This window comes from Streptomyces sp. NPDC018031, from assembly GCF_044327625.1.
Lineage (GTDB): Bacteria > Actinomycetota > Actinomycetes > Streptomycetales > Streptomycetaceae > Streptomyces.
Map to the genome: position 1 here is coordinate 254,383 of NZ_JBIRFT010000001.1, position 23,816 is coordinate 278,198.

At 72.8% G+C, this 23,816-nt stretch carries 22 protein-coding genes and 1 riboswitch; of the genes, 8 read left to right on the forward strand and 14 right to left on the reverse strand.

The annotated features are described in order from the left end of the window. Positions 1-26: 26 nt before the first annotated feature. Positions 27-788: an N-acetylmuramoyl-L-alanine amidase gene (locus ACH4B3_RS01030; protein WP_398460589.1), complete on the forward strand. Its 762-nt coding sequence runs from the start codon at positions 27-29 to the stop codon at positions 786-788. A gap of 245 nt (positions 789-1,033) precedes the next feature. Next, positions 1,034-1,444, forward strand: coding sequence for a RidA family protein (locus ACH4B3_RS01035; RefSeq protein WP_398460590.1), 411 nt, complete (start codon positions 1,034-1,036; stop codon positions 1,442-1,444). Positions 1,445-1,525: 81 nt separating this feature from the next. Here ACH4B3_RS01035 and ACH4B3_RS01040 read toward each other — a convergent pair whose 3' ends face one another. The 10 genes from ACH4B3_RS01040 to ACH4B3_RS01085 form a co-directional block, all read right to left on the reverse strand. Further along, positions 1,526-2,695 carry a cysteine desulfurase family protein gene (locus tag ACH4B3_RS01040; protein ID WP_398460591.1) on the reverse strand — a complete coding sequence of 390 codons (1,170 nt, stop codon included), beginning with the start codon at positions 2,693-2,695 and terminating at the stop codon, positions 1,526-1,528. A gap of 137 nt (positions 2,696-2,832) precedes the next feature. Beyond that, complete coding sequence (locus tag ACH4B3_RS01045) at positions 2,833-3,492, reverse strand: trimeric intracellular cation channel family protein (RefSeq protein WP_398460592.1); 660 nt, start codon at positions 3,490-3,492, stop codon at positions 2,833-2,835. Positions 3,493-3,599: 107 nt separating this feature from the next. Beyond that, positions 3,600-4,952 carry an ABC transporter ATP-binding protein gene (locus ACH4B3_RS01050; protein ID WP_398460593.1) on the reverse strand — a complete coding sequence of 451 codons (1,353 nt, stop codon included), beginning with the start codon at positions 4,950-4,952 and terminating at the stop codon, positions 3,600-3,602. 11 nt (positions 4,953-4,963) lie between these two features. Further along, positions 4,964-6,064, reverse strand: a complete 1,101-nt coding sequence (locus tag ACH4B3_RS01055) for an ABC transporter ATP-binding protein (RefSeq protein WP_398460594.1) — start codon at positions 6,062-6,064, stop codon at positions 4,964-4,966. Beyond that, entirely contained in the window at positions 6,061-7,059 is a 999-nt protein-coding gene (locus tag ACH4B3_RS01060) for an ABC transporter permease (protein WP_398460595.1), read from the reverse strand. The genes ACH4B3_RS01055 and ACH4B3_RS01060 overlap by 4 nt, the downstream gene beginning before the upstream one ends. A 124-nt stretch (positions 7,060-7,183) precedes the next feature. Further along, the gene (locus ACH4B3_RS01065) at positions 7,184-8,953 is read right to left on the reverse strand and encodes an ABC transporter substrate-binding protein (RefSeq protein ID WP_398460596.1); all 1,770 of its coding nucleotides are present in this window, start codon (positions 8,951-8,953) and stop codon (positions 7,184-7,186) included. 100 nt (positions 8,954-9,053) lie between these two features. Then, entirely contained in the window at positions 9,054-10,061 is a 1,008-nt protein-coding gene (locus ACH4B3_RS01070; protein WP_398460597.1) for an ABC transporter permease, read from the reverse strand. A gap of 315 nt (positions 10,062-10,376) precedes the next feature. Further along, complete coding sequence (locus ACH4B3_RS01075) at positions 10,377-11,189, reverse strand: enhanced serine sensitivity protein SseB C-terminal domain-containing protein (protein WP_398460598.1); 813 nt, start codon at positions 11,187-11,189, stop codon at positions 10,377-10,379. A 129-nt stretch (positions 11,190-11,318) separates the two neighbouring features. After that, complete coding sequence (locus ACH4B3_RS01080) at positions 11,319-12,152, reverse strand: enhanced serine sensitivity protein SseB (protein WP_398460599.1); 834 nt, start codon at positions 12,150-12,152, stop codon at positions 11,319-11,321. A gap of 521 nt (positions 12,153-12,673) precedes the next feature. Next, a complete protein-coding gene (locus tag ACH4B3_RS01085) occupies positions 12,674-13,429 on the reverse strand; it encodes an AAA family ATPase (RefSeq protein WP_398461541.1) in 756 nt (251 codons plus the stop codon). Positions 13,430-13,694: 265 nt separating this feature from the next. Continuing rightward, positions 13,695-13,804: riboswitch (glycine riboswitch) on the forward strand. A 137-nt stretch (positions 13,805-13,941) separates the two neighbouring features. Here ACH4B3_RS01085 and gcvT point away from each other — a divergent pair. From gcvT to ACH4B3_RS01115, 6 genes are all read left to right on the forward strand, one after another. Further along, positions 13,942-15,132: a glycine cleavage system aminomethyltransferase GcvT gene (gcvT, locus tag ACH4B3_RS01090; RefSeq protein ID WP_398460600.1), complete on the forward strand. Its 1,191-nt coding sequence runs from the start codon at positions 13,942-13,944 to the stop codon at positions 15,130-15,132. 174 nt (positions 15,133-15,306) lie between these two features. Next, positions 15,307-15,684 (forward strand): glycine cleavage system protein GcvH, encoded by a 378-nt coding sequence (gene gcvH, locus ACH4B3_RS01095; protein WP_398460601.1) that lies wholly within the window; start codon positions 15,307-15,309, stop codon positions 15,682-15,684. A 33-nt stretch (positions 15,685-15,717) separates the two neighbouring features. After that, a complete protein-coding gene (gene glyA, locus ACH4B3_RS01100; protein WP_398460602.1) occupies positions 15,718-16,977 on the forward strand; it encodes a serine hydroxymethyltransferase in 1,260 nt (419 codons plus the stop codon). Between the two features lie 140 nt (positions 16,978-17,117). Further along, positions 17,118-18,500, forward strand: coding sequence for an L-serine ammonia-lyase (locus ACH4B3_RS01105; RefSeq protein ID WP_398460603.1), 1,383 nt, complete (start codon positions 17,118-17,120; stop codon positions 18,498-18,500). A 142-nt stretch (positions 18,501-18,642) separates the two neighbouring features. After that, complete coding sequence (locus ACH4B3_RS01110) at positions 18,643-18,882, forward strand: CopG family transcriptional regulator (protein ID WP_398460604.1); 240 nt, start codon at positions 18,643-18,645, stop codon at positions 18,880-18,882. Further along, positions 18,879-19,313 (forward strand): type II toxin-antitoxin system VapC family toxin, encoded by a 435-nt coding sequence (locus ACH4B3_RS01115; RefSeq protein ID WP_398460605.1) that lies wholly within the window; start codon positions 18,879-18,881, stop codon positions 19,311-19,313. The genes ACH4B3_RS01110 and ACH4B3_RS01115 overlap by 4 nt, the downstream gene beginning before the upstream one ends. 176 nt (positions 19,314-19,489) lie before the next feature. Here ACH4B3_RS01115 and ACH4B3_RS01120 read toward each other — a convergent pair whose 3' ends face one another. The 4 genes from ACH4B3_RS01120 to ACH4B3_RS01135 form a co-directional block, all read right to left on the reverse strand. Further along, positions 19,490-20,350 carry a lysophospholipid acyltransferase family protein gene (locus ACH4B3_RS01120; protein WP_398460606.1) on the reverse strand — a complete coding sequence of 287 codons (861 nt, stop codon included), beginning with the start codon at positions 20,348-20,350 and terminating at the stop codon, positions 19,490-19,492. Continuing rightward, positions 20,347-21,108 (reverse strand): GNAT family N-acetyltransferase, encoded by a 762-nt coding sequence (locus ACH4B3_RS01125; protein WP_398460607.1) that lies wholly within the window; start codon positions 21,106-21,108, stop codon positions 20,347-20,349. Before ACH4B3_RS01125 ends, ACH4B3_RS01120 begins: the two co-directional genes overlap by 4 nt. Before the next feature lie 114 nt (positions 21,109-21,222). Beyond that, positions 21,223-22,599 carry a cytochrome P450 gene (locus tag ACH4B3_RS01130; RefSeq protein WP_398460608.1) on the reverse strand — a complete coding sequence of 459 codons (1,377 nt, stop codon included), beginning with the start codon at positions 22,597-22,599 and terminating at the stop codon, positions 21,223-21,225. Next, the gene (locus tag ACH4B3_RS01135) at positions 22,569-23,813 is read right to left on the reverse strand and encodes a cytochrome P450 (protein ID WP_398460609.1); all 1,245 of its coding nucleotides are present in this window, start codon (positions 23,811-23,813) and stop codon (positions 22,569-22,571) included. Before ACH4B3_RS01135 ends, ACH4B3_RS01130 begins: the two co-directional genes overlap by 31 nt. Positions 23,814-23,816: the final 3 nt, after the last annotated feature.

The following is a 23,816-nucleotide window of genomic DNA, read 5'->3' on the forward strand; positions in this document are numbered from 1 at the left end:
GGCGGCTGCGGCCCGAGGCCCGGCGGATGAGCGGCACCCCCGCGCCGGACCGCCCGGCGGACCCGACGGACCCGACGGACCCGACGGGCGCCGGCCCCGGTGACCGGGACCGGCCGGCGGACGGGGAGAAGGCGGGCTCCGCGCCGCGGCCGCGCCGGCGCACCCTGCTGCTCGGCGGGGCGGCCGTCGTCGGCCTGGGCGGAGCCGGGGCGGCCTACGCGGCGCGGGAGGAACTCGAGCGGCTGTGGTGGCGGCTGCCGGGGGTGGACCGGCCGCGCCGCGCGGGCGAGGTCGACCATCCGGGCGCGGACTGGGTCGCCGCCGCGGACGCGAACCGGCGGCGGGCGGACCGGCCCTACGACTACACCATCGACCGGGTGGTGATCCATGTCGTGCAGGGCAGCTACGCGAGCGCGCTGAAGGTCTTCCGCGACCCGGACCACGAGGCCGCCACCCACTACGTCGTACGGGAGGACGGGCACATCGCGCAGACGGTCCGGGAGCTGGACGTCGCCTTCCACGCCGGGAACCGCTCCTACAACGAGCACAGCGTCGGCATCGAGCACGCGGGCTGGGTGGACCGCCCCGAATCCTTCACCGAGGCGATGTACCGGGCGTCGGCCCGGCTGACCGCCGGAATCTGCGCCCGGTACGGCATCGAGCCCGACCGGAACCACGTCATCGGCCACGTCGAGGTGCCGGGGACCGATCACACCGACCCGGGGCCGCACTGGGACTGGGACCGCTATCTGCGCCTGGTCCGGGCGGCGGGGCGGGCGACCCGCTGACCGGCCGATCGGCCGGCGGGGCGGCGGGCGGGCCCGGTGGGATTCGGACCGGCCCGGTGCCGGGTCCCCGGGCGGGTGCTCGAAGCCGGGTCTCCGGGCGGGGGCGCCTCCGGACGGGTCTCCGAACGGGGGGTGCCCGGAGCGGCCGGCCCGGGCCCCCGCCCGGAAAAGCCGAGGACAGCCGCCACGGGGCTCTGCGACGATGCGATCATCCCCTGCCCGTGCCCCTCCGGAAGGAAACGAACGTGCCGCGCGCCGTCACGCTGATCCGCTCCGCCTCCCTGTCCGACGTCGCCGAGTACGCCTACGCGGCCACCGCGCCCGCCGAAGCGCGGCTGATCTTCCTCGCCGGGGCATGCCCGCTCGAGGACGACGGTTCCACCGCCGCGGTCGGCGACTACGCGGGCCAGGCGGCGAAGGTCGTGGAGAACCTGCGGACCGCCCTCGCCGACGCCGGGGCCTCGCTGCAGGACGTGATCAGCACCAGGGTCCTGGTCGCCTCGACACGGCAGGAGGACCTGGTCACGGCCTGGGAGGTGGTGCGGGCGGCCTTCGGGGACCACGACGTGCCCAGCACCCTGATGGGCGTGACCGTACTCGGCTACAACAACCAGCTGGTGGAGGTCGAGGCGGTCGCCGCCGTGCTCGACGCCTGACCGCGCCCGCACCCGGGCGGACGTTCCCGGGGACTGCCCCGGTCGACCCCGGAGCCGTGCCGCCCCCGGTGCGGCGGGCCGCTAGCTCAGGCCCGCGCTGCGGGCCCGTGCCACGGCCGGGCCGATCGCCTCCGCCACCGCGTCCACGTCGGCCTTGGTCGAGGTGTGGCCGAGGGAGAAGCGCAGGGTGCCGCGGGCCAGCTCCGGGTCGGTGCCGGTGGCCAGCACGACGTGGCTGGGCTGGGCCACCCCGGCCGTGCACGCCGACCCCGTGGAACAGGCGATGCCCTGGGCGTCGAGCAGCAGCAGCAGCGAGTCGCCCTCGCAGCCGGGGAAGGAGAAGTGCGCGTTGGCCGGCAGCCGGCCGGCCGGATCCGGGTCACCGCCGAGGATCGCGTCCGGCACCGCGGTGGTGACCGCGGTGATCAGCGCGTCCCGCAGCGCACCGACCTCGCGGGCGAAGTCCGCCCGGCGGGCCGCGGCCAGTTCCCCGGCGACCGCGAAGGCGGCCACCGCCGGGGCGTCCAGGGTGCCGGAGCGCACCTGGCGCTCCTGGCCGCCGCCGTGCAGCAGCGGGACGGGGGCGTACTCGCGGCCCAGCAGCAGCGCCCCGATCCCGTACGGGCCGCCGATCTTGTGGCCGCTGACGGTCATCGCGGCCAGCCCGGAGTCGCCGAACCCGATGTCGAGCTGGCCGAACGCCTGCACCGCGTCGGCGTGCAGCGGGACGCCGAACTCCGCCGCCACCGCGGCGAGTTCGCGGACCGGCATGATGGTGCCGATCTCGTTGTTGGCCCACATCACGGTGGCCAGGGCCACATCCCCGGGGTTCGCCTCGATGGCCTCGCGCAGCGCCTCGGGCGCGACCCTGCCGTGCCCGTCCACCGGCAGCCAGTCGATGCGCGCGCCCTCCTGGTCGGCGAGCCAGTGGACCGCGTCCAGGACGGCGTGGTGCTCCACCGGGCTGGCCAGCACCCGGGTGCGGGCCGGGTCGGCGGCCCGGCGGGCCCAGAACAGGCCCTTCACGGCGAGGTTGTCGGCCTCCGTCCCGCCTGCGGTGAACACCACCTCACTCGGGCGGGCGCCGAGGGCGGCGGCGAGGGTTTCCCGGCCTTCCTCGACGGTGCGCCGCGCACGCCGCCCGGCGGCGTGCAGCGAGGAGGCGTTCCCGGTGACGGTCAGCTGGGCGGTCATCGCCTGCACCGCCTCGGGAATCATCGGCGTGGTGGCGGCGTGGTCGAGGTATGCCATGGTGTGACGATTCTACGAGCCGGGGCGCGGCCGGTGTGACGGGCGCTCGGTCCGGATCGGCGTGCGCCCCGGACGGGGCGGCGCGCCGGGCGCGCTCCGGGGCGGACCCGGCCGGCCCGGGGCCGCCGCGGCCGGGGTCAGACCTCCTCGACGGCCGTGCTCCGCCGGTTCCAGGCGCGCGGCGCGCGCCAGCCGAAGTGCATCGCGAGCAGCCGGACGACGAAGGCCAGCACCGCCGCCAGCGCGCTGGTGGTCGCGTTCAGCGCGTCGAAGCGGATCAGCAGGGCGGTGGTGCCCGCCCCCGCCATCGCGGGCACCGCGTACAGGTCGCGGTCCCAGCGCAGCAGGGAGGGGACCTCGTGGGCCAGGACGTCGCGGAGCACGCCGCCGCCGACGGCGGTGGCCAGGCCCAGCGCCGCGGAGGCGGTGAGGCCGAGTCCGTACTCGTAGGCCTTGGTGGTGCCGGTGACGCAGAACAGCCCGAGCCCGGCGGCGTCGAACACGCCCACCGCGCGGGTGATCCGCTCGACCTGGGGGTGGAGGAAGAACACCAGCACGGTGGCGACCAGCGGGGTGAGGAAGTAGCCCAGGTCGGTGAAGGCGGTGGGCGGCACATCGCCGATCATCACGTCACGGAAGAGTCCGCCGCCCAGCGCGGTCACCGATGCGAGCACGGCCATGCCGAAGACGTCGAAGTTCTTCCGGACGGCGAGCAGCGCGCCGGAGATCGCGAAGACGAAGATCCCGGCGATGTCGAGCGAGTGCTGGACGGACGGGGTGAACAGATCGGTGAGCACCCGACATTCTTACCTGCCCGGCGGCGTGCTCCTGACATACGTGTGCCGGGCCCCCGGAGAGGCCCGGCACCCGCGTACGGGGGCGGTCGGCGCGGTGGCCGCGCCGGTCAGCCGTCGGCCGGCCGCTCCTTGTCGACGTCGGCCCGCCGCACCGGTTCGTCCGCGGTGTCCGGCCCCGCGCCGGCCTCGGCGTCGGCACCGGCCTCGGCGTCGGCGTCGGTCCCCGCAGCCGCCTCGGTGGCCGCCGGCTCCGCCGGACCGGCCTGGGCACCGGTCGCCGTGTCCTCGGCCGCTGTGTCCTCGGCCGCCGTGCCCTCCGCCGCCGTGCCCTCCGCCGCTGTGTCCTCGGTCGCCGCGGCGGGGGCATCCGGCGCCGCGGCCGGCTTCCCGGCGGGCGCGGCCTGGGTCGGCAGCGCCACCCCGGTCACCGGCTCCGGGTGGTGGCAGGCCACCTGGTGGCCGGCGGCCAGCGCCTCCAGCGGCGGCTCCTGCGTCTTGCAGATCTCCGTCGCCTTCCAGCAGCGGGTGTGGAAGCGGCAGCCGGGCGGCGGGTCGATCGGCGACGGCACGTCGCCCTTGAGCAGGATGCGTTCCCGCTTGGCACGCCGCCTGGGGTCCGGCACCGGCACCGCGGACAGCAGCGCCTTGGTGTACGGGTGCAGCGGGTTCTCGTAGAGCGACCTGCGGTCCGCCAGCTCCACGATCTTGCCCAGGTACATCACCGCGATCCGGTCCGAGACGTGCCGGATGACCGACAGGTCGTGCGCGATGATCACGTAGGTCAGGCCCAGCTCTTCCTGGAGGTCGTCCATCAGGTTGACCACCTGGGCCTGGATGGAGACGTCCAGCGCCGAGACCGGCTCGTCGGCGACGACCAGCTTGGGCTTGAGCGCGAGCGCCCGGGCGATGCCGATGCGCTGGCGCTGGCCGCCGGAGAACTCGTGGGGGTAGCGGTTGTAGTGCTCGGGGTTGAGACCGACCAGCGAGAGCAGCCGCTGCACCTCGGCCTTGGTGCCGCCCTCGGGGGTGACCCCCTGGAGGCGGAACGGCGCGCTGACGATGGTGCCGACGGTGTGCCGCGGGTTCAGCGACGAGTAGGGGTCCTGGAAGATCATCTGGACGTCGCGGCGCATCGGGCGCATCGCCGAGGTGCCCAGGTGGGTGATGTCCTTGCCCTCGAACTCGATCTTCCCGCTGGTGGGTTCGAGCAGCCGGGTGATCAGCCGGCCCATGGTGGACTTGCCGCAGCCCGACTCGCCGACCACACCGAGGGTCTCCCCCGCGCGGACGTCGAAGTCGAGTCCGTCGACCGCCTGCACCGCGCCGGCCTGCCGCTTCAGCAGGCCCTTCTTGATGGGGAAGTGCTTGACCAGTCCGGTGACCTTCAGCAGCGTCTCGGGAGTGGCGCCGGGCTGCCCGGGCGTCGCGCCGTCCTGCGACACGGTGGCGTCATTCGGCACAGTGGCGTCCTTCACAGCTTCGGCGCAATCTCTTCGGTCCAGATGCGGGTGCGCTCCTCCTGCGGCATGTGGCAGGCGGAGTAGTGCCGGTGACCGGCCTCCCGCAGCTCCGGCCGCTCGGTACGGGTGATGCCGCCCTTGGGGACGTCCGCGTACGGGCAGCGCGGGTTGAAGGCGCAGCCGCTGGGGATGTTGATCAGGCTGGGCGGGGAGCCCTTGACCGGGATGAGGCGGTCGGTCTGGTCGCGGTCGATGCGCGGCATCGAACCCAGCAGACCCCAGGTGTAGGGGTGCTGCGGTTCGTAGAAGACCTTCTCGGCCGGGCCGCGCTCCACGCAGCGGCCGCCGTACATCACCAGGATGTCGTCGGCGAGTTCGGCGACCACGCCCAGGTCGTGGGTGATGATGATGACCGCGGAGCCGAACTCCTTCTGCAGGTCGCGGATGAGGTCCAGGATCTGCGCCTGGACGGTGACGTCCAAGGCCGTGGTCGGCTCGTCCGCGATCAGCAGCTCCGGGTTGTTCACCAGCGCCATGGCGATCATGGCGCGCTGGCGCATGCCGCCGGAGAACTCGTGCGGGTAGCTGTCCACCCGCTTGTCGGGCTGCGGGATGCCGACCCGGTCCAGCAGCTCGACGGCCCGCTTGCGGGCGGTCTTCTTGTCCACGTCGTTGTGGACCCGGTACGCCTCGATGATCTGCGCGCCGACCGTGAAGTACGGGTGCATGGCGGACAGCGGGTCCTGGAAGATCATCGCCATCTCCCGGCCCCGCAGCCGGCGGACCTCGTCGGGGTCGGCGGAGAGCAGTTCCTTGCCGTCGAACCAGATCTCCCCGGACAGCCGGGCCTTGCCGCGCCCGTACTGTCCGACCCGGTGCAGGCCCATGATGCCGAGCGAGGTCACCGACTTGCCGGAGCCGGACTCGCCGACGATGCCGAGGGTCTTGCCCCGCTCCAGCGAGAAGGAGAGCCCGTCGACGGACTTCACCAGGCCGTCGTCGGTGGGGAAGTGCACCTTGAGGTCGCGGACCTCGAGGAAGGTGTCCGAGGGGGCCGAGGCACCGGCGGCCACGGCCTCACCGACGGCGCCGGACTTCGTCAGGTCGGTCACGAGAGCCTCACTCGGGGGTCGATCACGGCGTAGAGCAGGTCCACGATCAGGTTGGCGATGACGACGGCGGCCGCGGTGATGAGCGTGACGCCGAGGATGAGCGGCAGGTCCCGCTCGCTGATCGCGCGGACCGCCGCCTGGCCGAGGCCGGGCAGGCTGAACGTGGTCTCGGTGAGGATCGCGCCGCCGACCAGGGCGCCCAGGTCCATGCCGAGGATGGTGAGGATCGGGGTCATGGTGGAGCGCATCGCGTGCTTGCCGATGACCACCGGTTCCCGCAGGCCCTTGGCGCGGGCGGTGCGGATGTAGTCCTCGCCGAGCACCTCCAGCATGGTGGCCCGGGTCAGTCGTGCGTACATCGCCGCGTAGAGGAAGGCCAGCGTGAGCCAGGGGAGGATCATCCCGCTGAACCACTCCGCCGGGTTCTCCCCGAACTCGGTGTACTCGTTGCTCACCCATTCCAGGTTGTAGGAGAAGATCGCGAGGGTGACCACGCCGGTGAAGTAGATCGGCAGCGAGACGCCGGCCAGCGCCACGCTCATCGCGGTGCGGTCCAGCAGGGAGCCGCGCTTGAGCGCGGAGACGATGCCGGTGACCACACCGCCGATCAGCCACAGCACGCAGGCCCCGGCGGCCAGGCCCAGGGTCACCGGGAGCCGGTCGGTGAGGACCGGCCAGATGGCCTGCTCGTTCTTGAAGGAGTATCCGAAGCAAGGGGCCGAGCAGTGGACGGTGTCCCCGCCGCCGGTGTAGTCGCGGCCGACGACCAGGCCCCGGACGAACTCCCAGAACTGGACGAGGATCGGGTCGCCCAGACCGAGCTTCTGCCGGATGTTCTCGATGGCCTGCTCGTCGGAGACCTTCCCGACGTACATCGTGGCCGGGTCGACGCCGGTCATCTTCGGGATGATGAAGAAGATGCCGAAGGTCACCAGGACGACGACCAACAGCGTCATGACGACGGCGAACAGCCGCCGGATGAGATATGCGAGCACTGCTCTCGGCCCGGCCGCGGCCCGGGCGCACCGGAGGTCTTCCGGTGGCCCGGGCCGCGGCGCGCGGCCATCACCTGCCCTTCGTGCCTAGCGGCGGGGGTGCGCCGGAGCGCACGGGTGGGGGTTACTTCACGACGCCCAGGGAGGCGTAGTCGTAGCGGCCGTTGAACGCGTCGGCCGTGTAGACGTTGGTCAGCCGGGAGCTGCGCCAGATGATGTTCTTCTCGAAGACGAACGGCAGGTAGACGGCGTGCTCGGAGACGAGCTTGTTCATCTGGCCGTACAGCTCGGCGGCCTTGTCCTCGTCCAGGGTGTCCTGGGCCTTGGCGAACAGCTCGTCGACCTTCGGGTCGTCCAGCATGGAGAAGTTGTTGTTACCGCTGTCCAGGATGTACTTGCTGCCCACCAGCGGCAGCGAGAAGCCCTGGCCGGTCGGGAAGTCCGGGCCCCAGCCGTGGATGATGATGCCGTAGCCCTTGTCCTTGACGACCTTGGGGCTGCCGACGATGCCGGAGGTCTGCGAGCCGTCGTACTGGTCGATGTCGGCCTTGATGCCGATCTTGGCCAGCGACGCCTGGAGCGACACGGCGGTCGCGACCTCGACCGGCTTGTTGTTGCGGACCGCGATGGTGGTCTTGAAGCCGTTCGGCTTACCGCACTTCTTCAGGGCTTCCTTGGCCTTGGCGACGTCCGGCTTGCCCTGCAGCGCACCGTAGGGGTCGTACTTCGGGTCGGACCCCTTGACGGCCGGCGGCAGCATGTTGGTGGCGATGTCGCCACCGGCCTGCGGGCCGCCGCGGGCGGTCTGCAGCGAGGTCTTGTCGGCGCCGTAGATGACGGCCTTGCGGCACTCGATGTTGTCGAACGGCTTGACCGTCTGCGGGAAGACCGCGTAGCGGATGAAGCCGGTGGACGGGTTGTCGACGTTGCCGCGGTGCTTCTGCAGCGCGGTGACGCGGCCTTCCTGGCCCATGCCGGTGGCGTTGATGTCGACGTCGTAGTCGCCGCTGATGAGGCGCTTGTCCATCTCGTCGGCGTTGGTGATCAGCGTCAGCGTGATCTTGTCCGGGAGCGCCTTGCGGATCGGGTCGGAGGACTGCTTCCAGTTCTCGTTCCGGGACAGCACCATCGACTTGTTGGGCTCGTAGGAGTCCCACTTGTACGGGCCGGAGGAGAACGGCTTGAGACCGTACTTGGACTTGGTGTCCTTGTCGGGGCGTGCCGGGGAGGCGGCCGGCATGGCCAGCATCTGCTCGAAGTCGCCGTTGCGCTTGGGCAGGTGGAAGATGATGGTCTTCTCGTCCGGCGTCTCGATGGCCTTCAGCCCGAGCTTGTCCTTGGACTTGTCCTTGTACGGGCCGGGGTACTCGCCCTTGGGGTCCAGCACGTCCTTGAGGTAGATCGGGCCGCCGGACAGCACGTCCTGCGCCCAGATCCGCTCGATGCCGTACTTGATGTGCTGGGCGGTGATCGGCTTGCCGTCCTCCCAGGTGATGCCGTCCCGGAGGGTGTACGTGTAGGTCTTGCCGTCGTCACTGATCTTGGCGGGCCCGGCGGCCAGGTCCGGGGTCAGCTCCTGGCTGGCCTTGCCCGGCGCCGGCTTGTAGGAGATCAGCTGGCGCGAGTAGAAGCGCGAGTAGTCCCACATGAAGCCGTAGTAACCGCGGGTCGGGTCCCAGGAGTCGGCGTCCTGCGTGCCGATGAACTTGAGGGTGCCGCCCTTCTTGGCCGACGCGTTGGCGATCTTGCCGTTCGCGGCGTCGAAGCCGGCCCCGCCGCCCTTGCCGTTCTTGTCGTCGTCGCCACCGCCACAGGCCGTGGTGGTCAGCAGAGCCGCGACGACGAGGGCCGCCCCAGCGGCCAGTCTGCGCTTCGGTGTGCGTTGTGTGGTCACGATCTCGCACCTTCCATGGTGTGGCGTTTGCTTGGGCGTTGGGCTCATCGGGTCGTGCCGGTCGTGCGGGTGCCGGCGGACGGCGCGCGGCGTGAGGACATCAGCGGTTCCCCTTGGGGTCCAGCGCGTCCCGCACGCCGTCGCCGAAGAGGTTGAAGGCCAGCACGGTCACGAAGATGGCCAGGCCGGGGAAGATCATGAAGGTCGGTGCGATGTTGTAGGTGCGCACGGCGTCGGACAGCATCTGGCCCCAGGAGGCGGTCGGCGGCTTGACGCCCGCGCCCAGGAAGCTCAGCGCCGCCTCGGTGAGGATGTTCGTCGGGATCATCAGCGTCATGTAGACGGTGATCGGCGCGATCAGGTTGGGCAGCAGTTCCTTGAAGAGGATGTAGCGGTTGCCCGCGCCGAGGCTGCGCGCCGCCTCCACGTACTCGCGCTCGCGCAGCGAGAGGGTCTGGCCGCGGACGATCCGGCCCACGTACGGCCAGCCGAAGAAGCCGATCACCACGATCAGCACGCCCATCCGGACGCCGGTTCCCTCCAGGCCCCACATCTCGTTGGGCACCACCGAGACGAGCGCGAGGATGAACAGCAGCTGCGGGAAGGCGAGCAGCAGGTCCATGGTGCGGCTGATGACGGTGTCGACGATGCCGCCGAAGTAGCCGGCGATGACGCCGAAGATGGTGCCGAGGAGCACCGCGAAGATGGCGGAGGCGAAGGCGACGATCAGCGAGATGCGGGTGCCGTAGACCACCCGGCTGAACACGTCGCGGCCGTTGACCGGCTCCAGGCCGAACAGGAAGTCCTTGCTCATGCCGCCCCACTCCCCGATCGGCTTGCCGCCGAGGAGGGCGTCGATGTGCTCCGGTCCGTCGTGGAACTCGTTCGGCGGGTGCCCGAACGCCTTGACGATGAGCGGGGCGAAGATGGCCACCAGGACCAGGAACACCACCACGCAGCCGCCGGCCAGCGCGACCTTGTCCCGCTTCAGCCTGTTCCAGGCGATCTGCGCCGGGGTGCGTCCGGCGATCTTCTTGGCCGGTTCCCCCGCGGCGACATCGACGGCCGCGGTCTCGGCCGCACTCGTGTCATGCAGTGGTGCCGTCATGCCCTGGGACCCCTCTCGGCCGGCGGTGACCGGCCCACGACCCGCCGCGGTAGCGGCCTGGTTCACATCACTGGTGCGCGTCGTGCTCGTCGTGCGGAAAGCTGATCGAGGGGGTCGTACGCAGCCACGACGCCTCCCTTGGAGCGGGAGTCTTCAATGTGCCGGCGATCACCCGCCAGCCCTCCTGGCCAAAGGATGCGCAACCGTGATGTGGGTAGTCGGGTTCCGTTATACGAACAGCCGTGTCGCGTGAACGCGTCGGTAACCTGTCGGCCGCCGGCCGCCGGATCACCGTCCGGAAGATCGGACGGCAGGTCAGAAGGGTTGCGGCGGCGGGGGATAGCCGTAACCGTGAGAGGGCGCGGCGGCGGCGCCATAGGCGTCGCGATCGAAGAACGGACGCGCGTTGGCGCGCATCCACATGGCCACCGGGTCGTACTCGTCGGCCATCGACACGGTGGAGACCGGCAGTCCGTCCGGCACCACGCCGACGGACTGATGCATCATCACCCGCACCGACTCCACCGCCGCGGGGCCGGTGTCGTACAGATCCAGCCCGATGGCCAGATAAGGGGCGCCGATGGCGGGTTGCACCCAAGCCCGGCGCAAAGCCCGCACAACGGGCGTACGGTGGGCGTTCTGCCCCAGCAGTCCGTAGAACTGGGGCAGTTCGATGGTGGGATCGCTGATCCGCAGCGGACCGGCGGGCAGCCGGTCCAGCCCGCACGCGATGCGCCGCAGGTCCAGCCAGGGAATGCCCACGCCGCCGCCGGGGGCGTGCGGGTTGAGCCACAGTCCCCAGCGGTCGGGGAACAGGGCGCCGGCCACCTGGCGGCCGCCGACCACCTCGTGGGCGCGGGTCCAGCCGCTCGCCGTCAGCTCCTGGGGCGAGGTGACACACGGCGCGTAACCGAGGCCGTCGATCTCCATGTTGCCGTACTGGGCGTCGGGCGAACCGGGCGAACCGTGCCACAGCAGCATCCAGACCTGGCCGTCGGCGAGCGCGTGCAGCAGCGCCTCGTAGGCGTCGTACCGGCCGGGGGCGACCTGCCGCAGCGTCTGCTCCACCTGGCCGGCGCCCGGTGACGAGTCGCTGCGCTCGGCCCTCCAATCCGCGCCAGCGCTCACCTGGCTCCGCCCCTTCTCTCGGCCTTCACGGCTCTGTCGGCCTTGACGGCATGGCACCGGGGCGCGCCCGCGCATCCCCTCCGGTCATCCAACCAGCTTACGAGTCCGCACGGACGACCCTCGGCTCGGTCAGAGATCACGGTCGTAGAACGGGCGCACCCGGGTCAGGATCCATTCGCCGACCGGGTCCTGCGCGACGTCCAGCAGCACCAGCTGCACCGGCCAGGGCACCTGGACCGCGCCCATCGCCCGGCCGAGCGCGTCCAGCACCACCGCCTGGCTCTCCGGGGTGGGTTCGTCGAGCTGGACACCGACGAAGAGGGCCGGCGGGTCGCCCTCCACGCTGGCCAGCGCCCGGCGGGCGCTGCGCACCCCGGGCACCTTCGCCAGCTCCAGGCCCGCCGCGGCCAGGAAGTCGACCGGCTCCTCCTGCCAGTCGGGCTGGAACAGCCGGACCCGGCCGCCGGAGACGACCGGCGCCCCGAGCTGCTCCGGCGCGCCGCCCGCGGGCGTCCCGGCCCGGCACAGCTGCGCCACCGCGGGCGGCGGCAGCGGCGCGCCGACCGCGCCGCCGGGGTTCAGCGCGATCCCCAGCTGCGGCGGCAGGCCCCGGGCGAACTCCACCGCCGGGGCCACGGCGAACGCCATGTGGTCCCCCACGACCTGGCGGAACTGCTGCTCGGAGCTGAACACCGGTACGTACCCGGCGCCGTCGATCTCCACCGTCGGCAGGTCCAGGTCCGGGCTGTCCGGGCCGCCGCCCTTGGGCAGCGGGATCCACACCGGGCTGCGGCCGAGCACCTCGACGATGCGGGCGCCCGCCCCCGGCACGTCCAGCGACGCGGCCAGCACCTCTTCGAGCTCGTTCGCCGGGAAGGCGCCGGGGGCACCGGGGAAGGCGCCGGGCGCGGGGTCCGGGGAAACGCCGTGCAGCGGCGTGGGGCCGTCGCTCTGGATGCTCATCTCGTCCATCCGCCGTCTCGTCAGGGCTGCACGGAAACCCTAACGGCTGTCGCCGTCCGGGCGGCGGGCAGCCCGCGATCCGGACCGGCGGCCCCGGCGGCCCGGACCGGCCGGGGCCGCAGGCAGGGGGAGTCCGCGGCCCGGGGCGAGGCCCGCAGCCCGGGGGGGGCGGGCCGGAGCCGGGGGCCGCAGCCCGGGGAACGGAGTCCGCGGTCCCGGGAACGGAGCCCGCGGCCTGGGGCGGGGACGCAGGGGAGGCGGGGTCGCGGCCCGGAGCCGGGGTCCGCGGCCTGGGGGACGGGCCGGTCTCCGGGGGCCGGAGCGCAGCCCGGGCCGGGGCCCGGGGGCCGGCAGTCCAGGGCGAAGTCCGCAGTCTGGGCCGGGGCCGGCCGGACGGGGGCGGTGACAGGGACAGGGACGCGCCCCCGGCCCCGGAAGGGGCGGGCCCGCGGCGGGCGGGCCGGGGGCGGGCGGGCCCGCGGCGGGCGGGCCGGGGGCGGGCGGGCCCGGGGCCCGCGGGGTCACTCGAAGCCGATGGCGCGCAGTCGGTCCGCGGCCGGGCGGTCCAGCAGCACCACCGAGGCGCAGCCGCGCGGCAGCCGCCCCCGCTCGGCGTCCGCCACCAGCCGGCTCACCGCGCGCCGGTGACGCCGGAAGGCGTACCCGGAGACCCCACGCCCGCGGGCGGCCTGGCCGTCCCGGGCGACCGCGGGCGACACGTCCAGCAGGACCATGTGGAGCGCCCGGTCGCGGCGCCGGGCGTGCCGGGCCAGCCAGTGCCGCACCCAGGCCAGGGTGCCGCAGTCGTGCACCACCAGCCCGGCGCCGGACCGCAGCGCGCGGCGCAGTCCGGCGTAGTGGGCCAGCCGGGCCAGCGGGCGGTACAGGGCGTAGGGCAGCCAGCCGGGCAGCGCGGCCTCCCAGCGCTCCCGGGTGTCGTGGGAGTCCACCCGCCGCACCGGTCCGCCCTGCCGGTCGAGGCCGGCGACGGCGCGTCTCATCAGGGTGCTCTTGCCGCTCCCGGGCAGCCCGGAGACCACCACCACGTCCCCCACGGGGTAGCGCAGCTCACGTTCCCGCCCGGCACCGGCCGCGCGGCCGGTGCCGGGCCGGGGCCCGGTGCGGGGCCCGGCGGCGATCAGCCGGCCGGCCGCGGGGGCCGCCACCACCGGCAGGGCCCGCACCGGCGCACCGGCCCGGGGCGCCGCCGGGGACGCGGCCCCGGGCGCCGCGGGCCGCCCGCGCGGTTCCCGCCCCGACGGGGCGCCGCCGCGCAGGTCCCGCACCGCCCGGGCGCGTCCGGGGACGATCGACGCCACCGCCCGCTCGGCCTGCTGCCGCGGCAGGGCGGTACCGTCCGCCGCCACTCCCGCGCTTCCGCACTGCCCCTGCACCGTGATCGTCCTCCTGGGTCGGTCACTGCGGCCTACCCGAAGAGTGTCAAGAAAAGGTAATGACATTCAAGGTGAATCCACGCCGGTCCGGGGGTTCCGTTATGGCGGGCACGTGCAATGATGTGCCCGCAACTGCATACCGGCCGCTTGAACCCGCGCGGGAGAGTCCCCGGTCCGGCACACCCTGCCGGGCACCGGGGCGCCGAAGGAGCAAGTCCTCCCTTGAATCTCTCAGGCCCCGAATACCGCGCGGGCGAGGCAGATCTGAAAAGTGAGCCGCTCCGGCGGCTCCGCCGAAGGTGCAAGCCGGACCCGCCGGGGTCACGGTGAAGCTCTCAGGTTCCGATGACAGATGGGGAGAACGACACCCCTTCGCCTCGCCTGGAGCTATGTACATGACAGACGCCCCACGCCCCGCCGACGGCGGCGGCGCCTCGCGCCACACCGCGCTCGACGCGCTGCACCGTTCCCTCGGGGCCACCATGACCGACTTCGCCGGCTGGGACATGCCGCTGCGGTACGGCAGTGAGCGGGAGGAGCACGTCGCGGTCCGCACCCGGGCCGGCCTCTTCGACCTCTCCCACATGGGTGAGATCACCCTCACCGGCCCGCAGGCCGGCCAGGCCCTGGACTACGCGCTGGTCGGCAACATCGCGGCACTCGCCGTCGGCCGGGCCCGCTACACCATGATCTGCGAGCCCGAGGGCGGCATCCTGGACGACCTGATCGTCTACCGGCTCGCCGACCAGGAGTTCATGGTGGTGGCCAACGCCTCCAACGCCCAGGTGGTGCTGGACGCGCTGACCGAGCGCGCGGCCGGGTTCGACACCGAGGTCCGCGACGACCGTGACGCGTACGCCCTGCTCGCCGTGCAGGGGCCGGACTCCCCGCGCATCCTGAAGCGTGTGACCGACGCCGACCTGGACGGGCTGAAGTACTACGCCGGACTGCCCGGCACCGTCGCCGGGGTGCCCGCGCTGATCGCCCGTACCGGTTACACCGGGGAGGACGGCTTCGAGCTGTTCGTGGCCCCGGCGGACGCCGAGAAGCTGTGGCAGGCGCTCACCGAGGCCGGCGCGGAGGTGGCCGCGGACGCCGCCGGCCCGGACGGCGAGCGGACCGGCCTGGTGCCGTGCGGGCTGTCCTGCCGGGACACCCTCCGCCTGGAGGCCGGCATGCCGCTGTACGGACACGAGCTGACCACCGCGACCACGCCGTTCGACGCCGGCCTGGGCCGGGTGGTGAAGTTCGACAAGACGACGAACGACGGCGACTTCGTGGGGCGCGCGGCGCTCCGGGCCGCGGCCGAGCGGGCGGCGGCCACCCCGCCGCGGAAGCTGGTCGGCCTGATCGCCGAGGGACGCCGGGTGCCGCGCGCCGGATTCCCGGTGGTGGCCGCCGACGGCTCGGTCATCGGCGAGGTGACCTCCGGCGCGCCGTCGCCGACCCTGGGCAAGCCGATCGCCATCGCGTACGTGGACGCGGCGTACGCCGAGCCCGGCACCGAAGGCGTCGCGGTGGACATCCGCGGTGCGCACGAGCCGTACCAGGTGGTCGCGCTGCCCTTCTACAAGCGGCAGCGCTGACCCACCGGTGACGCCGCCGGGAGCCACCGGCCGCGGGTGTCCCCGCCGGTCCGGTCCGGCACCGGTGGCGGCGGTCCGGCCGCCGCGCTGACGGCTGCGTCACATTCGGCGCTCCCGTCCCACCTGTCAAGACCGATGGCATAACCACACCCTCGTATCCAGGAGAATCACGACATGAGCAACCCCCAGCAGTTCCGCTACAGCAAGGAGCACGAGTGGCTGTCGCCCGCCGAGGACGGCGTGTCGACGGTCGGCATCACCGAGCACGCGGCAGGCGCGCTCGGCGACGTGGTCTACGTGCAGCTCCCCGAGGTCGGCTCCACCGTGAGCGCCGGGGAGACCTGTGGCGAGCTGGAGTCCACCAAGTCGGTCAGCGATCTGTACTCCCCGGTCTCCGGTGAGATCACCGAGATCAACGAGGACGTGGTGAGCGACCCGGCGCTGGTGAACTCCGCCCCCTTCGAGGGCGGCTGGCTGTTCAAGGTGAAGCTGACGGAGGAGCCGGAGGACCTGCTCTCCGCCGACGAGTACGCCGAGTTCTCCGGCAGCTGATCCGCCCTCGCCCCTCATCCGAACGGGAACCCGATGTCGCTTCTCAACAGCTCCCTGCACGAGCTCGACCCGGACGTCGCCGCCGCCGTCGACGCCGAGCTCTCCCGACAGCAGTCCACCCTGGAGATGATCGCCTCGGAGAACTTCGCTCCGGTCGCGGTCATGGAGGCCCAGGGCTCGGTCCTCACCAACAAGTACGCCGAGGGCTACCCCGGCCGCCGCTACTACGGCGGCTGCGAGCACGTCGACGTCGTCGAGCGGATCGCCATCGACCGGATCAAGGCGCTGTTCGGCGCCGAGGCGGCCAACGTCCAGCCGCACTCCGGCGCCCAGGCCAACGCCGCCGCGATGTTCGCCCTGCTCTCCCCCGGCGACACCATCCTGGGTCTGAACCTCGCCCACGGCGGGCACCTCACCCACGGCATGAAGATCAACTTCTCCGGCAAGCTCTACAACGTGGTCCCCTACCACGTCGACGTGGAGACCGGTCTGGTCGACATGGCCGAGGTCGAGCGCCTGGCCAAGGAGTCCAAGCCGAAGCTGATCATCGCCGGCTGGTCGGCCTACCCCCGCCAGCTGGACTTCGCCGCCTTCCGCCGCATCGCGGACGAGGTCGGCGCCTACCTGATGGTCGACATGGCGCACTTCGCCGGTCTGGTCGCCGCCGGGCTGCACCCCAACCCGGTGCCGCACGCCCACGTCGTGACCACCACCACCCACAAGACCCTCGGCGGTCCGCGCGGTGGCGTGATCCTGTCCACCGCCGAGCTCGCCAAGAAGATCAACTCCTCGGTCTTCCCCGGTCAGCAGGGCGGCCCGCTGGAGCACGTGATCGCCGCCAAGGCAGTGTCCTTCAAGGTCGCCGCGACCGAGGAGTTCAAGGAGCGCCAGCAGCGCACCCTGGACGGCGCCCGGATCCTCGCCGAGCGCCTGACCCGGCCGGACGTCGCCGAGGCGGGCGTGGCGGTACTGTCCGGCGGCACGGACGTGCACCTGGTCCTGGTGGACCTGCGCAACTCCGAGCTCGACGGTCAGCAGGCCGAGGACCGGCTCCACGAGATCGGCATCACGGTCAACCGGAACGCGATCCCGAACGACCCGCGGCCGCCGATGGTCACCTCGGGTCTGCGGATCGGCACCCCGGCCCTGGCCACCCGCGGCTTCACCACCGAGGACTTCACCGAGGTCGCGGACATCATCGCCGAGGCGCTGAAGCCGACGCACGACACCGAGCCGCTCAAGGCCCGCGTCGCCGCGCTCGCGCAGAAGCACCCGCTGTACCCCGGCCTGTAACCGCGGCACGGCAGCGTTCGACACCGGGCACCGCGCACACTGGTACGTGTGTGCGGTGCCCCGGTGCCCACCGCACACCCCCCGCGGCGGGCACCCCAGGCACCACACCGACCACCCAGCAGACAAAGGGGTCCGCCACCGTGGCCATCTCCGTCTTCGATCTCTTCTCGATCGGCATAGGCCCGTCCAGTTCGCACACGGTCGGCCCGATGCGCGCGGCACGCATGTTCGTCAGCCGGCTCAAGAAGGACGGCCTCCTCGCGCAGACCGTCTCGGTGCGCGCGGAGCTGTTCGGCTCACTCGGCGCCACCGGTCACGGGCACGGCACCCCCAAGGCGGTGCTGCTGGGCCTGGAGGGGCACTCCCCGCGTACGGTGGACGTGGAGACCGCCGACGACGAGGTGGAGCGGATCCGCACGACCCGGCGGCTGCGCCTGCTCGGCGCCGAGATCGGCGGCGCCCACGAGATCGACTTCGACGAGCCGACCGAGCTGGTCCTGCACCGCCGCCGCTCGCTGCCCTACCACGCCAACGGCATGACGCTCTTCGCCTACGACGCCGAGGGCCTGCCGCTGCTGGAGAAGACCTACTACTCGGTCGGCGGCGGCTTCGTCGTCGACGAGGACGCGGTCGGCGAGGACCGCATCAAGCTCGACGACACCGTGCTGCGCTACCCGTTCCGGACCGGCGACGAGCTGCTGCGGCTGTGCCAGGAGACCGGCCTGTCGATCTCCTCGCTGATGCTGGAGAACGAGAAGGCCTGGCGCACCGAGGAGGAGATCCGGGAAGGGCTGCTGGAGATCTGGCGCGTGATGCAGGCGTGCGTGTCCCGGGGCATGTCCCGGGAGGGCATCCTGCCCGGCGGCCTGAAGGTCCGCCGCCGTGCCGCCCAGTCCGCCCGGCAGCTGCGCGCCGAGGGCGACCAGACGGCCCACGCCATGGAGTGGGTCACCCTCTACGCGATGGCGGTCAACGAGGAGAACGCCGCCGGCGGCCGGGTCGTGACCGCCCCGACCAACGGCGCGGCCGGCATCATCCCGGCCGTCCTGCACTACTACCTGAACTTCGTGCCCGGCGCCGACGAGGACGGCGTGGTGCGCTTCCTGCTGGCCGCCGGCGCCATCGGCATGCTGTTCAAGGAGAACGCCTCCATCTCCGGCGCCGAGGTCGGCTGCCAGGGCGAGGTCGGCTCGGCCTGCTCGATGGCCGCCGGCGGGCTGGCCGAGGTGCTCGGCGGCTCCACCGAGCAGGTGGAGAACGCCGCGGAGATCGGCATGGAGCACAACCTGGGTCTGACCTGCGACCCGGTCGGCGGCCTGGTGCAGATCCCGTGCATCGAGCGGAACGGCATGGCCGCGGTCAAGGCGGTCACCGCCGCCCGCATGGCGCTGCGCGGCGACGGCCGCCACCACGTCTCCCTCGACAAGGTCATCAAGACCATGAAGGAGACCGGCGCCGACATGAAGGTCAAGTACAAGGAGACGGCGCGCGGCGGCCTCGCGGTCAACGTCATCGAGTGCTGAGGATCTAGGTCCTGACCAGCGTTTTCCTCTTTCAGCGCGGTCAGGGCCTTCCCCGCTCACTCAGCGGGAAGTGGGACGGACCTGAGAGCCCCTGGAGGTTCCCCGGCAGCAGGGCACGCGGTACAGGTGTTAGCGTTGGTACATGTCGATGAAGAGGACGAACGTCTACGCGGACCCCGAAGATCTCGCCCTCATCAAGGAGGCCGCCCAAAGGCGCGGCATCCCGGAGGCTGAGATCATCCGTGAGGGGATCCACCTCGCGGCCATGGCGAACAGGGTCTGGGACGAGCCCTTCGACTGGCCCACGTTCGAGGGCACCGGAGAAGCGGCGAGCAGTGAGGATGTCACCACGGCGGTAGCCGAGGGAGCTTCCAGGCAGTGATCGTCATTGCCGATACCTCCGGGATCATCGCCGCCTCGGACCGGCAGGCTCCCGAGGCCGCCGACTGCCGGCGCGTGCTTCGCGAAGCCGGGACCGTGATCGTCTCCCCGTTGGTCCTCGCGGAGGTCGACCACCTGGCCAAGGCCCGGTTCGGCTCCGCCGCTCGCTCCACGATCGTCGCGTTCATCCTCGATCAGGTCCGCCGAATGCGCTTCCAGATCCCCCAGACCACCACCGATATCCTCGATGCGGCGCAGGCCGTCCAGAAGCGCTACGCCGGTCTCGACCTGGACTTCGCCGACGCGGTCAACGTCGCCCTGGCCGCCGAGTACCGTACCGACGCCGTACTGACCCTCGACCGCCGGGACTTCCGGGCCGTGCGCCCGCTCACGCCCCACAAGGCATTCCGGCTGCTGCCCGACGACGCGTAGCTGACAGCGGCAGGTCACGTGCACGGAGACGGCGCGCGGCGGCCTCGCGGTCAACGTCATCGAGTGCTGAGCGGCCCGTCTCCGCGCGCCGCCGCGACGGCGGCCACCGGCGGCTCCGGCGGCCCGGCCTGATCCGGCCGCACCGGGACCGCCGGGTCCGGTGGTGTGCGGCCCGGTCAGCCCGGTGTCCACAGGTCGGGGGTGCGCAGCCCGACCGGGGGCGGGGCGGAGCGGCGGATGCCGGGGACGCGGGCGGGCGGCGCCGGGGTGCCGGCCACCGCGGCGCGGGCCCGGGCGGCCAGCGCCCGCCGGTCGCCGGGCGCCGGTGGCAGGGCGCGGTGGACGGTGACCCGTACCCGCAGGTCGGCGGCGCGGATGACGCGGCCCAGGGAGCGCGCGAAGTCGTCCTCGCCGACGAAGGCGGCCACCGTGGTCGGGTCGCGCCGCTGGAAGTAGTCCAGGGTGACCGGGCGGACCGGCGCCCCGGCGTCCAGTGCCGCCTGGAAGGCGGCCCGGCGGAAGGGTCCGCCGGTTCCGTAGCACCAGGTGACGCCCTGCGGGAAGACCATCACCGAGCGTCCGGCGCGGAGCCGGTCGGCGATCCGGGCGACCGTGCCGGGCAGTTCCCGGAGGCTGTCGCGGTCGATGAACATCGTGCCCGCTCGCTTGACCAGCGGGCCGACCAGCGGCCAGTCGCCGACCTGGTTCTTGGCGAGCATGGTGACCGGCTCGACGGCGAGCAGCGCGATGACGTCCAGCCAGGAGATGTGGTTGGCCACCACGAGGGTGCCGGTCGGACCCGGTTCGCCGAGGGTGCCGCCGCGGTGCTCCAGGCGGACGTCGAGGGCGTCCAGCACCGCCTGCGCGCGGGCCCGCACCACCTCCGGGTCGCCGAGGCGCCCGGGGGCGGCCAGCGCGCCCGCGACCACCCGGCCGAAGGCCGCGGTGCGCCGGAGCACGCGGGGGGCCGGGGCCCGCGCCGCGTCGGCGGCGACGCAGCGCGGGTCGCACGGGGACCGGGCGGCCCAGGCGTTCACCTGGCTTCGCCCAGGAAGAAGCGCCGGTAGCGGTCGCTGAGCCGGTCGGTGTCGAGCAGCACGAAGAAGTCGGCGTCGCCGAAGTCCCGCTCGTGCTGCGGCGGCCCGCACATCCAGGCGCCGATCCGCAGGTAGCCGCGGAGCAGCGGCGGCAGGGTCGCGTAGCCGCCTTCGGCGGTCAGGTCGTGGCCGGGGACCCACGGGTCGAGGGGCTGCACCCGCAGCTCGGGCGGGGCGGCGTGCTTGGTGGTGCCCAGCAGCCAGGCGTTGGCCGCCGCCCTGCCGCCGTCGGTCAGCGGCACGGAGGCGCAGCCGGCCAGGTAGCGGTGGCCGGAGAGCAGGACGTAGCGGGCGAGTCCGGCCCACATGAGGTTGATCACCGCTCCGGAGCGGTGGTCGGGGTGCACACAGGCCCGGCCGGCCTCGACCATCTGGGAGCGGACCTGGGCGGGCAGGCCGCGCAGGTCGAACTCGGTGTCGGAGAAGAGCCGGTCACCGCGTCCGGGGGGCAGCAGCCGGTAGGTGCCGACCACTTCCCCGGTGGCCGTGTCCGAGACGATGAGGTGGTCCATGACCTCGTCGAACTCGTCCTCGTCGCGGCCGTCGGCGGTCGGACGGATCCGGGCCCCCATCTCCTGTCCGAAGACCTGGTACCGCAGCCGCTGGGCGGCGTGGATCTGTTCCTGGGAGCCGGCGATGGAGGTGACGTACGCGCTGGTGGTGGCCGCCGTGGGGTCGGACGTGGAGAGCGGAGGCATGCCTTGGGCTCCGTTCGCAGGAGGTGCCGTGCTTGTGGCCACCACCAGCTTCGGTGCGGTGCGATACGTCGCGGTGTCCGGCCGATGTTTCCCGCGCAGCCGGACGGTGACGAGTTACGTCGTCGCGGGCATGCCAAGATCCACCGGCAGTGACCGGTAGCCGAGGGCCATGAAGGACTCCAGGTGCGGCGGGTCACCGGCGGGCCCGGCCGATCGCAGGCCGGGGAAGCGGGCGAACAGCGCCGGCAGCGCGATGCCCGCCTCCATGCGGGCGAGCGGGGCACCCAGGCAGTGGTGGACGCCGTGGCCGAAGGACAGGTGCTCCCGGTCGGGCCGGGTCAGGTCGAAGTCGCCGGCGCGCTCCCCGTGCCGGGCGGGGTCGTGGTTCGCCCCGGCGAACACCGCCAGGATGGGGTCGCCGCGGGCGATGCGCGGCCCGCCGGGTATGTCGATGTCCTCCACCGCGAAGCGCATCGGGAGGCTGGCGACGCTGGGCGCCCAGCGCAGCGTCTCCTCGACCACATCGCTCCACCCGGCCCGGCCGTCGCGTACCAGCTGGTGCTGGTCGGGATGGGTGAGCAGGGCGTGCACGGCGTTGCCGACGAGGTTGACGGTGGTCTCGTGCCCGGCGCCGAGCACCAGCAGCAGCGTGTCGACGAGTTCGTCCTCGGTCAGCCGGCTGCCGTCCTCGTCCCGGGTGGCGACCAGCATGCTGGTGAGGTCCTCGTCGGGCCGCCGGCGTTTGAGCGCCACCAGTTCGGCCACCAGGGCCCCGATCTCCTCCGCGGTGGCGACGGCCTTCTCCGGGGTGACCGTGGTGTCCACGATGTCGTCCGTGAGCCGCGCCAGATCCGGGCGCATGCCCTCCGGAACGCCGAACAGCTCGCAGATGACGCCCATCGGCAACGGGTGGGCGAAGGTCGCGCGCAGGTCGACCGTACGGCCCGGCGGGGTCGCGGCCAGCGCGTCGAGCAGCTCGGTGGTGATCCGCTCCACCTTGGGGATCATGGCCTCGGTGCGCCGGGCGGTGAACGCCGGGGCGATCAGCTTGCGCAGCCGCCGGTGATCGGGCCCGTGCGAGGTGAGCATGTTGACCGGCCCGAGCATGTTGAGCAGCCAGGTGTCGCGGTACCCGCCGTCGATCCAGGCGGGCCAGTGCCGGCGCGGGTCCCGGGAGACCCGGGGGTCGGCGAGCAGTTCCTTCAGCAGCGCGTGGCCGGTGATCGACCAGACCCGTACGCCGCCGGGCAGTTCGACCGGGACGGCGGGCCCCCGGGCGCGCAGCCGGGCCACCTCGCCGAGGAGGTCGCGCCCGGCCGGGTCCAGCCGGACGGCGGCCGGGCCGTCGGCGGTGGGGTCGGCCGGGCCGTCGGCGGCGGGACCGGACGACATGGCGGCGGGCTCGGCGGGGGTGGCGGCCGCTGCGGACGGGACGGCGGCGGGCTCGGCGGGGGTGGCGGCTAACGCCGGGTCTTCGGGGTGCCTGACCATGGGGTGACTCCTGCCTGTTCGGGATGGACCGGGCTGAATCTCACCGGGAGGTACGCCAGAGCAGTGTGGAAGGGACCGGGCCGCCACGGCAACCGCTCCCGGGGCACCGTGAGTTCGAGGTCGCACAGCTGGCTGGTGAGGTGCTCGATCGCGGTGGTGGCGATCAGCAGCGCCGGGCTCTTCACCGGGCACGCGTGCGGCCCGGCGGACCAGGCGAGATGGGCGCCGCCGTCCGAGCGCGGGCCGGGCGGCAGACCGTCCGGGGTGGTGTTGGCCGCGCCGTAGGAGATCAGCACCAGCTCCCCGGCCTCGATGCGGACCCCGTGGAAGTCGACGGCGTGGCGCGGGAAGTGGGCGCCGTAGTTGGCGATCGGCGGTTCGTTGCGCAGCACGTCGTGGACCGCGTCCCAGGCGGTGAGGGCGCCGCCGGCCAGCGAGCTGTAGTACCGGTCGTCGCTGAGCATCCGGGACAGCGCGTTGGAGATGAGGTTGGTGATCGGCTCGTTGCCGGAGCCCAGCGTGAGGGCGACGTGGTGCACCACCTCCTCGGTGCTGAGCCCGGCCGGGTGGTCGATGAACCAGGAGGTGAGGTCGTCGCCGCGGCGCCGCTGCTTGAGGGCGACCAGTTCCGCCACGTACCCGGCGAACTCCTCGCCGGCGCGGGTGGCCTCCTGCGGGCTCCTCGCCTCCAGCAGGCCGGCGAGCGGGGCGACCAGCCGGTCGTGGTGCTCCTCGGGCACCCCGAACAGCTGGTTGAACAGCACCAGCGGCAGGTGACGCGCGTAGTCGGCGACCAGATCGGCGGTGCCGGCGGCGGCGAACCGCCGGATGAGCAGGTCCGCGGCGCCCCGCGTACGGGCCCGCAGCCGGTGGGGCTCGATCATGCCGAAGGAGTCGGTGACGACACGCCGGTAACGCAGGTGCGCCGGTCCGTCGTTGAACAGCGGATTGGGCCGCCACGCCAGCATCGGCAGCACCGGGCAGTCCGGCGGGACGGTGGCCTGCCAGGCGCGCGGGTCCTTGCTCCAGGTCTCCGGGTCGTGCAGCAGGTCCAAGGCGGCCCGGTAGCCGACCACCAGGTAGGCACCCACGCCGGGGACGAGTTCCACCGGGGCGACCTGGCCGAAGCGGCGCAGCCGCGCGTACACCGCCTGCGGGTCGGCGGCGAACTCCTCGCCGTACAGCGGGACCGGCTGCGGAAGGCGGTGGATCACGGC

Excerpts from the sequence above, each read along its gene's own strand:
- ACH4B3_RS01040 (WP_398460591.1), bottom strand. The coding sequence starts at position 2,695 with ATGGCATACCTCGACCACGCCGCCACCACGCCGATGATTCCCGAGGCG.
- gcvT (WP_398460600.1), top strand. The coding sequence starts at position 13,942 with ATGACAGACGCCCCACGCCCCGCCGACGGCGGCGGCGCCTCGCGCCAC.
- ACH4B3_RS01110 (WP_398460604.1), top strand. The coding sequence starts at position 18,643 with ATGTCGATGAAGAGGACGAACGTCTACGCGGACCCCGAAGATCTCGCC.
- ACH4B3_RS01130 (WP_398460608.1), bottom strand. The coding sequence starts at position 22,599 with ATGGTCAGGCACCCCGAAGACCCGGCGTTAGCCGCCACCCCCGCCGAG.
- ACH4B3_RS01080 (WP_398460599.1), bottom strand. The coding sequence starts at position 12,152 with ATGAGCATCCAGAGCGACGGCCCCACGCCGCTGCACGGCGTTTCCCCG.
- ACH4B3_RS01070 (WP_398460597.1), bottom strand. The coding sequence starts at position 10,061 with ATGACGGCACCACTGCATGACACGAGTGCGGCCGAGACCGCGGCCGTC.
- ACH4B3_RS01030 (WP_398460589.1), top strand. The coding sequence starts at position 27 with ATGAGCGGCACCCCCGCGCCGGACCGCCCGGCGGACCCGACGGACCCG.
- gcvH (WP_398460601.1), top strand. The coding sequence starts at position 15,307 with ATGAGCAACCCCCAGCAGTTCCGCTACAGCAAGGAGCACGAGTGGCTG.
- glyA (WP_398460602.1), top strand. The coding sequence starts at position 15,718 with ATGTCGCTTCTCAACAGCTCCCTGCACGAGCTCGACCCGGACGTCGCC.
- ACH4B3_RS01125 (WP_398460607.1), bottom strand. The coding sequence starts at position 21,108 with ATGCCTCCGCTCTCCACGTCCGACCCCACGGCGGCCACCACCAGCGCG.